Origin of the sequence: Isoptericola sp. NPDC057191 (assembly GCF_042670225.1) — a bacterium.
Taxonomy (GTDB): domain Bacteria; phylum Actinomycetota; class Actinomycetes; order Actinomycetales; family Cellulomonadaceae; genus Isoptericola.
This window is the reverse complement of the sequence record NZ_JBHUWC010000106.1, coordinates 1-13,827: the sequence shown is the minus strand read 5'-3', so window position 1 is coordinate 13,827 and position 13,827 is coordinate 1. Positions and strand designations below refer to the sequence as shown.

Below are 13,827 nucleotides of genomic sequence, written 5' to 3'. Positions count from 1 at the left end.
GCGTTCGTCGGGGGGACGTATCCGTCCGCGCGACGAAGGCCTCGACCGGCTCCGGACCACACCGAGATCCGGCTAGGGCGTCACGTCAGCTCGGTGACCGGTTCCACCCCGCCGACCTTGGAGTCGAGCTCGATGACGCCGTAGGTCCAGCCCCGACGCCGGTAGACGGCCGAGGGGCGGGCGGTCTCCTTGTCGATGAAGAGGAAGAAGTCGTGCCCCACCATCTCCATCTGGTAGACCGCGTCGTCCACAGTCATGGGCTCGGCGTGGTGCAGCTTGCGCCGGATGACGACCGGCGAGTCGCCGAGCTGCTGCTCGATGGCGTCGCCGGGCTCGGCCAGAGCGACGGGCGCCGGCGTGGGCGCGACCGTCTCGGTCGCCGCGACCTGGTCGTAGCTGCGGACGTCGACGGCCGGGAGGACGTCGTTGGCACGGCGGCGGTGGTCCTTGCGGCGGTCGCGCGCGCGGCGCAACCTCTCCGTCAGCTTGTCCAACGCGATGTCGAGGGCGCCGAACCGGTCGTCCGCTGCGGCTTCCGCGCGGATCACGGGACCCTTGTCGCGCACGGTCAGCTCCACGCGCTCGCGGACCTCGGAGAGCCTCGGGTTGTTCTCCCGGGTCACCTCCACGTCCACCCGGCGTGCAGCCGGTGCGAGCTGGGTCACCTTGTTCAGCTTGTCCTCCACGTGACGGCGGAACCTGTCCGCCACCTCCGTGTGCCTGCCGACGACGACGATCTCCATCGTGTTGCTCCACTTCGTCGTGAGGCCACCTCGCGAGCGGCCCCGAATTCCGGTCTGGGCACCCCGTGGGGCGCCGTGTTCGGCACCACCTCCCGGGTCGCCGGACGCTCGGTCCGGACCGCTCGTGGGTCGCACGGAAAAACGTCCCGGACCGAGGTCTCGGGGCTGTTCACCCGCGTGGGACCCTCAGGCTAACCCCTCCCGCCCACGAGGTATACCGGGGGCGCGGGGAGACCCCGGGCCGGTCCCGCGACGGACCCGGGCGGCGGTGTCGCGGCCACGACCAGGGCGGCGACCACCGCCGCGCCGACGCTCTCGAGCGCCCGCTCCGCGGCCGCCAGGGTGGAGCCGGTGGTGAGGACGTCGTCGACGAGGAGGACCGGTGCCGGGCTCCCGCCGTACCGCTCGAGCACGGCGCGGCGCACGGTCAGCATGCCGTGGAGGTTCCGCGCCCGGGCGCGCGCGCCGAGGCCCACCTGGTCGCGCCCTCGGCCGCGACGGCGCAGCGCCGGCACGGCGACCGCCGGCGTCCCGGCGTCGTGCAGGCCGGCTGCCGCCGCCCGGGCGAGGACCTGGACGTGGTCGCGCCCGCGCGCCCGCCGGGAGGCCGGTGCGGACGGGGCGCCGACCACGAGCACGGGGCCGCCGCCGGCAGCGGCGGCGACCTGGGCGGCGACCCCACGGGCCGCGGCTCGGACGCGCGGGGCGAGCAGCCGGTCGAGGTCCGTGCGGTCGCGGTCCTTCCACGCGACCACGAGCTCCCGCACCGGGCCGGCGTACGCGGCGAGCGCCCAGACCGGCAGCGGGGACACCCCGTCCAGGCGGTCGAGGCGCGGCGCGGACGCCTCTGCCCGCTCGGGCGTGCCGTCCAGCAGCGTCCCGCAGGCCGCGCACCAGGGGACGTCGAGGGTGCCGCAGCCGGGGCACGACACCGGGACGACCAGCCGGGCCAGCTCGCGCAGCCACGCGGGGACGACGGCGTCCGCGCGGGGACGAGGAAGCTGCGACAGGGCGGCGGACGGCGGGCTCATGCCTCCAGCGTCCGTGGTGCGGGCACCCGGGGGACACGACCCGTCGCCCGTCTGGGGACGACGCCGACCTGGGGGCAGCGTCCACGCCGCCCGCGCCGCAGCACCGTCCTGTCAGCCGGGGTAGGCCACCAGGTCGACGTCGTCGGACACCATCGACCAGAGCGCGGAGGTCTGGCGCGAGTAGAGCGTGCCGTCCCCGTCGATGGCGAGCACCGCACCGGTGCCCACGGACGCGGTCACCCAGCGCGGGTCGGTGACCCCGGCGAGCGCCCGCGACAGGCCGCCCTGCCCGGACAGCCCGCCCACGCCGGCCTGGAACACCGCGCCGTCGCCGTCCGACTCCCGGCCGACGAGCGCGAGGGTCGCCTCGTCCTGCCAGACGGCCTGCGTGACCTGCCGGACCGAGGCACCCACCTGCACGGGCGCCGAGAGCCCGGTCGGGACGTTGTCGGCGTCGCGCACCACGCCCGCGACGTGCACGAGGCGCCCGCTGGGCCCGGAGCTCACGACGGCCACCCGTGCGCCCTCGGGGGACACCCGCACCGACTCCACGGTGCGCGACGAGAGCCAGTCCACGTCCAGCGTGCGCACGGCACCCGAGGCGAGCGCGATCGTGATCCGGGAACCTCGCGCGCTCCACACCGCGTCGAACCGGTCGACCGACGGGGGGACCAGGCCGCCGCCGGGGATGAGGACGGACGGGGCGCCGTCGCCGGACATGCGGACGATGCCCTGGGCGTCGTCGCGCACCACGACGGGATCGTCGTCCGAGCCCATCGCGAGCGCCGTGGGGGTGACGCCGGCGAGCGAGACCGGCTGCGTGAGCCCGGTCAGCTCACGTCCGACGACGCGTGCCAGGTGGCCGTCGGTGACGGCGAGCGCGTCCCCGTTCGTCCGCGGCATGGACAGCGTGGTGGTGCCGGTCGTGGTGAGGGGGGTGTTGCCCTCCGACAGGGCGACGGTGCGCCCGTCCCCCTCGGCGAGCGTGGCCTGCAGCTGCGCGACGGCGAGCGAGCGGTCCTCGGCGCTGGCCTGCGCGATGGTGGAGGTGAGGCTGACCTCGATGGTGCCGTCGTCGGTCACCGTCACCGCGTCGATCGCGAGGGCGGTGCCCTCGGGGATGACGGTCGTCGTGGAGTCCTGGAGCCACTCGGGCGGGCCGGCCAGGATCTCGCTGGTCGCGTCGGTGCGCCACGTCTGCCGCGGGAACCAGCGCACGTCCGGCACCCACCACGTGAGGTCGGGGGTCGGGAAGTAGAGCGTCGTGGGGTGGAACGCCTGGCTGAAGAACGCCGACGGCAGCATCAGGCCGTCCTCGAGCTGGGAGATGCGCCACTCGCCCCCTGCTGCCCGGGTGAGCCCGAAGTCCACGTCGTACGTGTACGGCTTCGACTCCTCGGTGTACATGCCACGGTCGTCGAGGGTCGCGACCACCTGCACGGACGCGGTGACGGTCGCCTCCGTGGCGTCCTCGGGCACGTCCACAGGCTCCAGCTGCGGGTCCTCCGCCAGCACGAGCACCCGCGCGTACCGGTCCCACCCCTCCCACGCCGGGTCGGTGAGGTACTCCTGCGCGACCGCGAAGGACGTGCTCGACGTCGGGCCGAGCTGGGCGACGCCGAGGAAGCCCTGCACGATCTGGTCGGGGCTGGACCCGGCCGTCGGCCCGGCGGGGATGTAGCCGATCTCGCTGAGGTTCTCCAGCTGGGTGTCGCCGTCGCGCACCGGTCCGTCGGTCGGGATGCGCGCGCACGCGACCGTCACGACGAGCACGACGATGGCCGCGACCAGGCTGGCGGCCGCGCGCGAGCGGCGACGGGCGGTTCCTGCGGTCGTCATCGGTCCTCCTCGTCGTCCGGCCGGAGCTGCGGGACGGGCGCGTGGACGATGTCCACGCCGTCGACGTCGACCACCCCGAGCTCGGGGATGGCGGTGGGCGTGGGGCCGGTGGGCGGGTTCACCACCGGCAGCTGGCCGGTGGGCGGCGCCGACACGCCCTTCGAGGGGCCCTCCAGCGGCAGCGGCGAGCGCTCCAGGCGGATCCCCGCACGGCGCGGCAGCGTGAGACGGAAGCTCGCCCCCTCGCCGGGCCGCCCCCACGCCTCGAGCCAGCCCGCGTGCAGCCGGGCGTCCTCGAGCGAGATCGCGAGGCCGAGGCCGGTCCCGCCGGTGGTGCGCGCGCGGGCGGGGTCGGCGCGCCAGAAGCGGTGGAAGACCCGTTCGATCTCGTCGTGCGACAGGCCTACCCCGTGGTCGCGCACCACCACCGCGACCGCGGCGTGGTCGAAGCCCACCGTGACCTCGACGGGCTTGCCCTCGGCGTGCTCGACGGCGTTCACGACCAGGTTGCGCACGATGCGCTCCACGCGACGCGGGTCCACGTCGGCGGTCGCCGGCTCGTCGGGGAGCGTCACCGACAGGAAGACGTGCTTGGTCTCCGCGAGCGGCATCGACGCGTCCGCGACCGAGGTGACGATGTCGCGCAGGTCGCGCTGCTCGACGTCCAGCACCGCCGCGCCCGCGTCGAAGCGGCTGATCTCCAGCAGGTCGGTCAGCAGCACCTCGAAGCGGTCCAGCTGCGCGTACAGCAGCTCGGCCGAGCGACGGGCGGCCGGGTCCAGGTCGTCGCGCGACGCGTGGATGACCTCGCCCGCCATCCGGATCGTGGTCAGCGGGGTGCGCAGCTCGTGCGAGACGTCCGACACGAAGCGACGCTGCGCGGCCGACAGCTCCTCCATCCGCGCGATCTGGTCCTCGAGGTTCGCGGCCATCTCGTTGAACGTGCAGGTGAGCGTCGCCATCTCGTCCTGGCCCTTGGCGTCGGGGAGCCGCTCGTCGAGATGGCCGTCGGCCAGCCGGGACGCGACCGTGGCCGCGCGCCGCACCGGCGCGACGGTCTGTCGCGTCACCACCCACGTCAGGACCCCGAGGAGCGCGAGGATCGCGAGGGCTCCGACCCCGAGGGTGCGTTGCACGAACGAGAGGGTCTCCTGCTCGGCCTGCAGCGAGTAGACGGCGTAAAGCTCGTAGGTGCCGATGGACGGGACCTCGACGGTGGACCCGACGACGACACCGGGCTCGGGCGTCTCGGAGTCCGTGTACTCGCCGGGGATCTGCACGGACTGCAGCACCTGGCCGTCGGTGGCACGCGTCGCGGTGCGCAGGCTCTCGCTGATGATCGACTTGAGGCCCGGCTGCGTCCCCGTGTCGGCCAGCCGCTGGGACTGGTCCGGCGCGTTGAGGAAGAGGAAGTCCTGCGCGCTGGAGGCGCTCGCGTCGAGGGTCCGCACCATCTGCGCCAGCAGGAGCTGCAGGTCGGAGGTCGACGTCGCCGGCGAGTTCGAGAAGGACGTGCGCACCTGCTCGGTCATCGAGGCGTTCTCGCGCTCGATGCGGTCGACGCGCTGCTCGAAGAGCCCGTCGCGGATCGAGACCGACAGGTAGAGGCCGAGCAGGGCGACGGCCACGACGCCCAGCGCGAGGCCGGACGTCACCACCCGCAGCTGGAGCGACGACCGCCAGCGGCGGACCACGTACCGCGTCCGCGAGACGGTCCACGCGCGCCACCGCCGCCACGTCCGGCGGACGCGGCGCACGGCGGGCTCAGCGCGGGGCACCGGCCTTGTAGCCCACGCCCCGCACGGTCAGCACGACCGTCGGGTTCTCCGGGTCGCGCTCGACCTTCGAGCGCAGACGCTGCACGTGCACGTTGACCAGGCGCGTGTCGGCGCTGTGCCGGTAGCCCCAGACCTTCTCCAGCAGCACCTCGCGCGTGAAGACCTGCCAGGGCTTGCGGGCCAGGGCGACGAGCAGGTCGAACTCGAGCGGGGTGAGGCTGATGCGCTCGCCGTCGCGCACCACGTTGTGCCCGGTGACGTCGATCTCGACGTCACCGACGCGCAGGCGCTCCGGGCCGGGCTCGTCCGTGCGGCGCAGCCGCGCCCGGATGCGTGCGACGAGCTCCTTCGGCTTGAAGGGCTTGGTCACGTAGTCGTCCGCGCCGGACTCGAGGCCGAGGACGATGTCGACCGTGTCTGTCTTCGCGGTCAGCATGATGATCGGCACGCCCGACTCGGCACGGATCTCGCGAGCGACCTCGATCCCGTCCTTGCCGGGCAGCATGAGATCGAGGAGCACGAGGTCGGGCTGCTCGTCGCGGAACGCGACGAGCGCGCCGTCGCCGTCGGCACAGAACGTGGGCTCGAAGCCCTCGGACTTCAGGACGATGCCGATCATCTCCGACAGCGCAGTGTCGTCGTCGACCACCAGGACACGGGACTTCATGGGCCCATGATGCCAGGTCCGGCGCGACTTCCTGTGGAGAGCCGCGTGAGCGAGCCCCGCCCCGCGTACTAGGGTCGGTGCGACCGGCGTCACGCCCGGCCGCACGTCCTGCACCACCCACCCGTCCGTCGACACCGCCGGTCGACGACCCGACCGCCCTGCAGCCCGGGAGGCCGCGATGACCACGCCCGACCAGCCCCCGCCGCCGTCCGGCTGGGGCGAGGCCTCCGAGCCCCCGCGGTACGGCCAGCGCGCGCCGCATCCCCCCGTGCCCCCGCAGGGGCAGGGCGGACCCCAGTACGGGCAGTACGGGCAGGGCGGGTACGGACCGCAGTACGGCCGACCGCCCGGCGGCGCGCCCGGCCCGTACGGCGCCGCGGCCCTGAAGCCGGGGATCGTGCCGCTGCGGCCGCTGACGCTCGGCGAGATCTACGACGGCGCCTTCTCGGCGATCCGGCACAACCCCAAGGTGATGCTCGGCGCGGCGACGCTCGTGCTGCTGGTCGCCACGGTGCTCGGCGTGCTCGTCGCGCAGCTCATCGTGCCCTCCCTGTCCTCCTCGTTCTCGTCCCTCGCGGAGACCGACCCCGAGCTCGCCGAGATGGGCCTGGACAGCGTGTACGCGCAGGTCGTGGCGACGGGGCTCGGCACCGGGCTGACGATCCTCCTCGCGCAGCCGGTGGTCGAGGGCATCCTCACGGTGTCCGTGAGCCAGTCGGTGATCGGGCGCAAGCAGTCCCTCGGTCAGGTGTGGACCCGCCTGCGGGGTCGCGTCGGGGTGCTGATCGGCTGGGCCCTGCTGCGCACGCTCGCGTCGCTCGTGCTGGCGGGTGCGTGGGTCGTCGTGATCGCCGTCGTCGTGGCAGCCCTCGGCGACTCCTCGGTCGGCGGCACCGTCGGGCTCGTCGCGCTGCTCGCCCTCGCGCTCGTGGCGGCGTTCGTGTGGCTCGGGGTGCGGGTCGGTCTCGTCGCCCCCGCGCTCGCGCTCGAAGGGCGCGGCCTGGGCTCCACGATCGGTCGCGCGTGGCGCCTGACCCGCGGGTCGTTCTGGCGCCTGTTCGGCATCTACCTGCTCGCGTCGATCATCATCAGCATCGCCGCGAACCTCATCACCTACCCCATCACGGCCATCGCCGCCGCCATCGGCGGGACGAGCGAGAGCACCCAGGTCATGGGCGCGTCGACGGTCGTGGCCAGCATCCTGTCGATCATCATCAGCACGGCCATCACCACGATCTTCACGGCGTCGGTGGTCGCGCTGCTGTACATCGACGTGCGCATGCGCCGTGAGGGCCTGGACGTGCAGCTCGCCGCCGCGGCGCAGGCCCCCGACGGCGGGCGCCCCGGCACCCCGCCGGGGCCGCCGCCCGGCATGCTCGCGTGACCGGCGCGTCGGCGGTGCTGCCCGGGGCCGTCGCCGCGGGCCACCTGCCCGTCGGCGTGCCCGTCGACCCCGACCGCGAGACGGCGCACCGCTGGCTCCTGGAAGAGCTGTCGCGCTCCGAGTACTCGACCTCGCCGTCGCTCCTCGAACGCCTGCTGCGCTGGTTCAGCGACCTCTTCGACGGGCTGACGCTCGGGACGGGCCGGTTCCCGCTCGCGTTCGTCGTCGTCGTGGTCGTCGTCCTCGTCGCGGCGATCGCCTGGTGGGTGGCCGGACCCGTCCGCCTGACGCGACGGGGGCGGCGCTCCGCCGTCGTGCTCGACGACGACGGCCGGACCGCCGCCCAGCTGCGCGCCGACGCGGACGCGGCCGCCGCACGCGGGGACTGGTCGGCAGCCGTGCTGGACCGCTTCCGCGCCCTGGTGCGATCGCTCGAGGAGCGCGTCGTGATCGACGAACGCCCGGGCCGCACCGCGCAGGAGGCCTCGCACGACGCCGGGTCCCGGCTGCCCGAGGTGGCCGAGGAGCTGCACCGCGCGGCCGGCCTCTTCGACGACGTCTGCTACGGCACCCTGCCGGCCGGCCCGGAGGACGACCGGCGCCTGCGCGACCTCGACGCACGCGTGGGCGACCTGCGGCCCGCGCCGCTCGCCGTGCCGACGAGCGGGGTGCCCGCACCATGACCGTCGGCACGGACCTGCCCGCACCGGGGACGGCGGACGCCGCCCGCGAGACCCCCGACGCGACCACGCCGGCCGTCGTCAGGGGCGACGGCACGACCGCCCGGAGCCGTGCGGCCCGCCGCTGGCGACGCGCGCGCTGGGCGGTGCTGGTGATCGGCGTGCTCCTCCTCGTGGTCGCGGTGCTCGCGGTCACCAGGCCCGTCACCTCGAGCACCCCGTACTCCCCCGACAACCCCGGCCCCGGCGGCGCGCGCGCGGTGGCGCAGGTGCTCGGGGACCAGGGGGTCGACGTCCAGCACGTCACGCACGTCGCCGATGCCGTGTCGGCCGCCGGGCCGGGCACCACCCTCCTCGTGACGCCGTCGTTGCTGCTGCCCGAGCAGGCCCACGCCCTCGCCGGGGTGGAGGCCGACCTCGTGCTGCTCGGCGCCGATGACACCCTCGTGGGCGCCGCCACCGACGGCGACGTGGGACGCGTGCAGGCCCCCGCCACCTCGGGCTACCCGTTCGCGCCCGGGTGCGACCTCCCGGTCGCCCAGCGAGCGGGCGCGCTGCAGCTCGTCTCGGGGCTCGCGGCCGACCCGACCGCGACGCGGGACGTCACCCTCTGCTGGGTCGTCGACGACCGCGCCGCGCTCGCACAGGTCGAGCGCCCGACGCCGGGCGGGACCCGGACCGTCACGGCCGTCGACGACCCGTCGTTCGTCCGCAACGACACGGTCCTCGAGGACGGGAACGCGGCCCTCGCGCTGGGACTGCTCGGCGCGCACGAGAAGCTGGTGTGGCTCGTCCCCGACCCGCTTGACACCAGCGCGAGCGGCGACACGTCCCCGTCCGCCGGGTCCGTGCTGCCGCCCTGGGCCGGCGTCGTCGGCCTGTGGGCGCTGCTCGTCGTGGTCGTCGCCGGCGTGTGGCGCGCGCGGCGGCTCGGCCCGCTGGTCGCCGAGGAGCTTCCCGTCGTCGTGCGCGCCACCGAGACCACGCGCGGCCGCGGCCGCCTCTACCGGCGCGCGCGGTCCCGCGGGCACGCGGCCGCGGGCCTGCGTGCCTCGACCGCCGACGTCGTCGCGCGCCGCCTGGGTGTCCCCCGGTCCGCCGACCCGACGTCCCTCACCGACGCCGTCTCCCGCGCCACCGGGCGGTCCGCCCACGACGTGGCCGACCTGCTGTACGGTCCCCCACCCCCCGACGACGACGCGCTGGCGGAGCTCGCGCGCCGGCTCGACACCCTGGAGAGCGAGGTCCACCGATCGTGACGACCCCCGACGAGAACCCGCAGGCCGCCCCGGTCCCGCCGACCGCGACACCTGCACCCGTCGCCCCGCCTGCACCGGCTCCGTCCCCGGCGCCTGCCGAGACCCCGGCGGCTGACCCGCCGGCCGCCCCGCCTGCCGCTCCGCCTGCCGCTCCGTTGGCGCCGTCCGTGGAGCTGCGCTCCGCGCTCGCGGGGGTCCGCACCGAGGTGGGCAAGGCCGTGGTGGGTCAGGACTCCGCGGTGACGAGCCTGCTCATCGCCCTGCTGTGCACGGGCCACGTGCTGCTCGAGGGCGTGCCCGGGGTCGCGAAGACGCTGCTGGTGCGCGCGCTCGGGCAGTCCCTGGACCTGTCCACCAAGCGTGTCCAGTTCACCCCCGACCTCATGCCCGGGGACGTCACCGGCTCCCTGGTGTACGACGCTCGCACCGCCCAGTTCTCGTTCCGCGAGGGCCCGGTCTTCACGAACCTGCTGCTCGCGGACGAGATCAACCGCACGCCCCCGAAGACGCAGGCGTCGCTGCTGGAGGCGATGGAGGAGCGCCAGGTCTCCGTGGACGGCACGCCCCGGCCGCTGCCCGACCCGTTCCTCGTGATCGCGACCCAGAACCCGGTCGAGCAGGAGGGCACCTACCCGCTGCCGGAAGCCCAGCTGGACCGCTTCCTGCTCAAGGTGGTGCTCCCGGTGCCCGAGCGGGAGCAGGAGATCGAGGTCCTCGCCCGGCACGCCGCCGGCTTCGACCCGCGGGACCTGCACGCGGCCGGCGTCCGGCCCGTCGCCGGGTCCGCAGAGCTCGCCGCCGCCCGGGCCGAGGTGCGCCAGGTCCAGGTCGCACCCGAGGTGCTCGGCTACGCCGTCGACCTGTGCCGAGCCACCCGCCGCTCCCCCTCCCTGTCGCTCGGGGTGTCGCCGCGCGGCGCCACGGCGCTGCTCGCGACGTCCCGCGCCTGGGCCTGGCTCTCGGGGCGCTCGTACGTCACCCCCGACGACGTCAAGGCGCTCGCGCACCCGACGCTGCGCCACCGCGTCCAGCTCCGGCCCGAGGCGGAGCTCGAAGGGGTCACCGCCGAGAGCGTGCTCACCAGCGTGCTCGCGACCGTTCCCGTCCCCCGCTGAGCGGCGAGCCGACATGGCGTTGACGTGGCGCGCCGTCGTCCTGGCGGCGCTCGGGGTGGTCCCGGTGGTCCTGTTCCCCGTGCCGGGGACGGTCGTGGTGTGGACGCTGGTCGTGGTGGCGGTGTGCGCCGCCGACGTCGCGCTCGCCGCCTCGCCGCGCGCCGTCGCGATCCAGCGCCGGGTGCCGCGGTCGGTACGGCTCGGCGTCACCACCCGCTCCGAGCTCGTCCTCACCAACACGAGCCGGCGCCGCCTGCGCGCCCTGGTCCGGGACGCGTGGCCGCCGTCGCTCGTCCCCGACGCCGTCGTGCGGACCGAGGGCGCCGCCGCGGGCGAGCCCCTGGAGGCGCGCTCGGCGAGACACGAGGTCGACCTCCCGGCCGGAGAGTCCGGGCGCGTGCGCACCCCGCTGCACCCCACCCGGCGCGGGGACCGCACCGCCGGCACCGTGACGATCCGGTCGTACGGGCCGCTGCGTGTCGCCGCCCGGCAGGCCTCGATCCCCGTGCCCGGGCACCTGCGCGTGCTGCCCGAGTTCGCGAGCCGCCGCCACCTGCCCTCCCGCCTGGCGCGCCTGCGCGAGATGGACGGCCGGGCCGCGGTCCAGGTCCGCGGCGAGGGGACGGAGTTCGACTCGCTGCGCGAGTACGTGGTGGGTGACGACGTGCGCTCGATCGACTGGCGCGCCACCGCGCGGCGCGGCGACGTCGTCGTGCGCACGTGGCGGCCGGAGCGCGACCGGCGCGTGCTGATCGTGCTCGACACCGGCCGGACGTCTGCGGCACGCATCGGGACGTCTGCCCCACCGGTCGACGCCGCGCCAGCAGCCGAGGTCCCGGGCCCCGCGCCCGCTCTCGGCGGGACCAGGCTGGAGGCGAGCATCGAGGCGGCGCTGCTCCTCGCCGCGCTCACCGACCGCGCGGGCGACCGGGTCCAGGTGCTGGCCTACGACCGCGCGCTGCGCGCCCGCGTCGCCGGGGCCTCCGGCCCGCGGCTGCTGCCTGCGCTCGCCGAGTCGCTCGCCGTCGTCGAGCCCGCGCTGCTGGAGACGGACTGGCCGGGCCTCGTCGGCCAGGTGCGCCAGCGCGTGTCCCAGCGCTCCCTGGTGGTGCTGCTGACGTCGCTGGACCCGGCGGCCGTCGAGACCGGGCTGCTCCCCGTGGTCGACCGGCTGTCGGGCACGCACCAGGTGGTCGTGGCCGCGGTCGCCGACGCGGACGCCGCCGGGCTGCGCGCCGACCGGTCGTCGTCGGCCGCCGTGTACGACGCTGCCGCAGCGGCCCGCGCGGACCTGGAGCGCGCCGCCGTCGCGGCGGTGCTGCGGCAGCACGGCGCGGAGGTGGTCGAGGCGCTCCCCGACGACCTCGCGCCCCGCCTCGCCGACACCTACCTGGCGCTCAAGGCCGCCGGCCGGCTCTGACCGGGTCGTCGCGGGGTCAGCCGGCGGTCGGCACGACCTCGCCCGCACGGTCGGCATCGAGGTCCCCGGTGAGGCCCGCCGCCGTGGCGCGGCGCCCCAGCACGACCACGTAGACCCAGAACGCGGCGAGCGCGACCGCCCCGACGGCGATCTTGAGCCACCACGGCAGCGTGGAGCCGGTGACGTACCCCTCGATCAGCCCCGACACCGCGAGCGCCCCCGCCAGCCCGACGGCGACGGTCACGAGCGCGCGACCCTCCTGTCCGAGCGCGACGCTGCGCGGCCGTGGCCCGGGCGACACCGCCGTCCAGAAGAGCTTGAGCCCCGCCGCACCGGCGACGAACACCGCGGTGAGCTCCAGCAGCCCGTGCGGCGCGATGAGCTGCAGGAACAGGTCCAGCTCGCCGTAGGCGGCCATCATCCCGCCCGTGGCACCGACGCCCACGGCGTTCTGCACCAGCACGAACGCCGGCCACACGCCGGTGATGCCGAGGCCCACGCACTGCGCGGCGATCCACGCGTTGTTGGTCCACACCATGGCGGCGAACGACGCGCCCGGGTCGTAGTAGGAGGCGAACGCGTCGTGCACGTACGCCTCGCGCTCCGCCGGCGTGCCCATGGCCGCGAGGGCGTCCGGGTCGGTGGCCACGCGGTACCCGGCCACGAGGGCGAGCGCGAGGCACACGACGACGACGCCGAGGGTCCACCACCGCACCCGGTACAGGGCGGCGGGCACGGTCACCACGACGAACCGCACGACGTCCCGCCACGCCGGCTCGTGCGTGCCCGCGACGCGGACCCGGGCGCGGCTGAGCAGGTCGGACAGCCGGGTGACGAGCACCGGGTCCGGCGCGGCCGACCGCACCGTGGACAGGTGGGTGGCCACCGCCTGGTAGAGGCGCACGAGCTCGTCCGCCTCCGCGCCGTCGAGCCGCCGCTTGCGGGTGAGCTGCCGCAGCCGGTCCCACTGCGGGCTGTGCACGGCGGTGAAGGCGTCGAGGTCCACGGTCGATACCCTTCCACACGGGACAGGTCGAACGAGCGGGAGATGCACATGCACGACGGGATCGTCATCGGCGAGGGCGTGGTGCTCGACGCGCGCCCGGCGTCCTTCGTCAGCCGCGCGCTCGCGGCGCTGCTCGACCTCACGGCGCTCGTGGTCGTCGGGATCGCCCTCCTCGTGGTGGTCGCCCTCCAGGACGTCCAGATCGACGAGCAGTGGGCCGCCGTCGCGGGCGTGGTCGTGGCCGTCCTGGTGATGGTCGTGCTGCCGGTGACGGTCGAGACGCTGACGCGCGGCAGGTCCCTGGGCAAGCTGGTCACGGGACTGCGTGTGGTGCGCGACGACGGCGGGCCGGTGCGCTTCCGGCACGCGCTCGTGCGCGCCCTGGTGGGCATCGGCGAGCTGTGGCTGACGGTCGGCAGCGTCGCGATGATCGCGTCGCTGTCGAACTCGCGCGGCAAGCGGCTGGGTGACCTGATGGCCGGCACCTACGTCATCCGCGTGCGCGGCGGGCGCGGCTGGTCCGTGCCGCTCGGGATGCCGCCCGAGCTCGCGGCGTGGGCGCGCACGGCCGACATCCGACGCCTGCCCGACGGCCTGGCGCTCGCCGCCCGGCAGTTCCTCGACCGTGCACCGCGCCTCGCCCCGGCGTCGCGGGCGAGCCTCGCCGACGAGCTGGCGGGCCGCGTCGAGCCGCTGGTGGCTCCCGGGCCACCGCTCGGGACGCCCGCCGAGGCCTTCCTCCACGCCGTCCTGCACGAACGACGCGACCGTGAGCTGGAGCGCGGGCGCGCGGAGCAGGAGCGGGCCGAGGCCCGCGCCGCCACGCTGCACCGCCTCCCCTACGCCGTCCCCGACCCGCCCCGCTGACCCCGACCCCGAGTCGCTGTGGGTACGAAGAAGGTCAG

Annotated in this window: 12 protein-coding genes; 6 read left to right on the top strand and 6 right to left on the bottom strand. The window is 75.4% G+C overall.

Features of this window, described 5'->3' with window-relative positions; all coding sequences use genetic code 11:
* Positions 1–80: 80 nt before the first annotated feature.
* From hpf to mtrA, 5 genes are all read right to left on the bottom strand, one after another.
* Positions 81–743 (bottom strand): ribosome hibernation-promoting factor, HPF/YfiA family, encoded by a 663-nt coding sequence (gene hpf / locus ACFT55_RS13480; RefSeq protein ID WP_380244343.1) that lies wholly within the window; start codon positions 741–743, stop codon positions 81–83.
* Between the two features lie 191 nt (positions 744–934).
* The gene (locus ACFT55_RS13475; RefSeq protein WP_380244342.1) at positions 935–1,774 is read right to left on the bottom strand and encodes a ComF family protein; all 840 of its coding nucleotides are present in this window, start codon (positions 1,772–1,774) and stop codon (positions 935–937) included.
* Positions 1,775–1,885: 111 nt separating this feature from the next.
* Positions 1,886–3,613 (bottom strand): LpqB family beta-propeller domain-containing protein, encoded by a 1,728-nt coding sequence (locus ACFT55_RS13470; protein WP_380244341.1) that lies wholly within the window; start codon positions 3,611–3,613, stop codon positions 1,886–1,888.
* Positions 3,610–5,391: an MtrAB system histidine kinase MtrB gene (mtrB, locus tag ACFT55_RS13465; RefSeq protein ID WP_380244340.1), complete on the bottom strand. Its 1,782-nt coding sequence runs from the start codon at positions 5,389–5,391 to the stop codon at positions 3,610–3,612. The genes ACFT55_RS13470 and mtrB overlap by 4 nt, the downstream gene beginning before the upstream one ends.
* Positions 5,378–6,058: an MtrAB system response regulator MtrA gene (gene mtrA / locus ACFT55_RS13460; protein WP_380244339.1), complete on the bottom strand. Its 681-nt coding sequence runs from the start codon at positions 6,056–6,058 to the stop codon at positions 5,378–5,380. The genes mtrB and mtrA overlap by 14 nt, the downstream gene beginning before the upstream one ends.
* A gap of 178 nt (positions 6,059–6,236) precedes the next feature.
* On the opposite strand from mtrA, the gene ACFT55_RS13455 reads away from it, so the two are divergent.
* The 5 genes from ACFT55_RS13455 to ACFT55_RS13435 all read left to right on the top strand — a co-directional run bounded on the left by ACFT55_RS13455 (position 6,237) and on the right by ACFT55_RS13435 (position 11,916).
* Positions 6,237–7,442 (top strand): glycerophosphoryl diester phosphodiesterase membrane domain-containing protein, encoded by a 1,206-nt coding sequence (locus tag ACFT55_RS13455; RefSeq protein WP_380244338.1) that lies wholly within the window; start codon positions 6,237–6,239, stop codon positions 7,440–7,442.
* Positions 7,439–8,125 (top strand): DUF4129 domain-containing protein, encoded by a 687-nt coding sequence (locus tag ACFT55_RS13450; RefSeq protein ID WP_380244337.1) that lies wholly within the window; start codon positions 7,439–7,441, stop codon positions 8,123–8,125. Before ACFT55_RS13455 ends, ACFT55_RS13450 begins: the two co-directional genes overlap by 4 nt.
* Entirely contained in the window at positions 8,122–9,381 is a 1,260-nt protein-coding gene (locus tag ACFT55_RS13445; protein ID WP_380244336.1) for a DUF4350 domain-containing protein, read from the top strand. The genes ACFT55_RS13450 and ACFT55_RS13445 overlap by 4 nt, the downstream gene beginning before the upstream one ends.
* Positions 9,382–9,536: 155 nt before the next feature.
* Positions 9,537–10,496, top strand: coding sequence for an AAA family ATPase (locus ACFT55_RS13440; RefSeq protein ID WP_380244345.1), 960 nt, complete (start codon positions 9,537–9,539; stop codon positions 10,494–10,496).
* 13 nt (positions 10,497–10,509) lie between these two features.
* Positions 10,510–11,916 (top strand): DUF58 domain-containing protein, encoded by a 1,407-nt coding sequence (locus tag ACFT55_RS13435; protein ID WP_380244335.1) that lies wholly within the window; start codon positions 10,510–10,512, stop codon positions 11,914–11,916.
* 16 nt (positions 11,917–11,932) lie between these two features.
* Here ACFT55_RS13435 and ACFT55_RS13430 read toward each other — a convergent pair whose 3' ends face one another.
* Positions 11,933–12,922 carry a stage II sporulation protein M gene (locus ACFT55_RS13430; protein WP_380244334.1) on the bottom strand — a complete coding sequence of 330 codons (990 nt, stop codon included), beginning with the start codon at positions 12,920–12,922 and terminating at the stop codon, positions 11,933–11,935.
* A gap of 48 nt (positions 12,923–12,970) precedes the next feature.
* On the opposite strand from ACFT55_RS13430, the gene ACFT55_RS13425 reads away from it, so the two are divergent.
* The gene (locus tag ACFT55_RS13425) at positions 12,971–13,789 is read left to right on the top strand and encodes an RDD family protein (RefSeq protein WP_380244344.1); all 819 of its coding nucleotides are present in this window, start codon (positions 12,971–12,973) and stop codon (positions 13,787–13,789) included.
* Positions 13,790–13,827 lie beyond the last annotated feature (38 nt).

Coding starts and splice junctions, on each gene's coding strand:
- mtrA (WP_380244339.1), bottom strand. CDS start 6,058: ATGAAGTCCCGTGTCCTGGTGGTCGACGACGACACTGCGCTGTCGGAG.
- ACFT55_RS13475 (WP_380244342.1), bottom strand. CDS start 1,774: ATGAGCCCGCCGTCCGCCGCCCTGTCGCAGCTTCCTCGTCCCCGCGCG.
- ACFT55_RS13455 (WP_380244338.1), top strand. CDS start 6,237: ATGACCACGCCCGACCAGCCCCCGCCGCCGTCCGGCTGGGGCGAGGCC.
- hpf (WP_380244343.1), bottom strand. CDS start 743: ATGGAGATCGTCGTCGTCGGCAGGCACACGGAGGTGGCGGACAGGTTC.
- ACFT55_RS13425 (WP_380244344.1), top strand. CDS start 12,971: ATGCACGACGGGATCGTCATCGGCGAGGGCGTGGTGCTCGACGCGCGC.
- ACFT55_RS13445 (WP_380244336.1), top strand. CDS start 8,122: ATGACCGTCGGCACGGACCTGCCCGCACCGGGGACGGCGGACGCCGCC.
- ACFT55_RS13470 (WP_380244341.1), bottom strand. CDS start 3,613: ATGACGACCGCAGGAACCGCCCGTCGCCGCTCGCGCGCGGCCGCCAGC.
- ACFT55_RS13435 (WP_380244335.1), top strand. CDS start 10,510: ATGGCGTTGACGTGGCGCGCCGTCGTCCTGGCGGCGCTCGGGGTGGTC.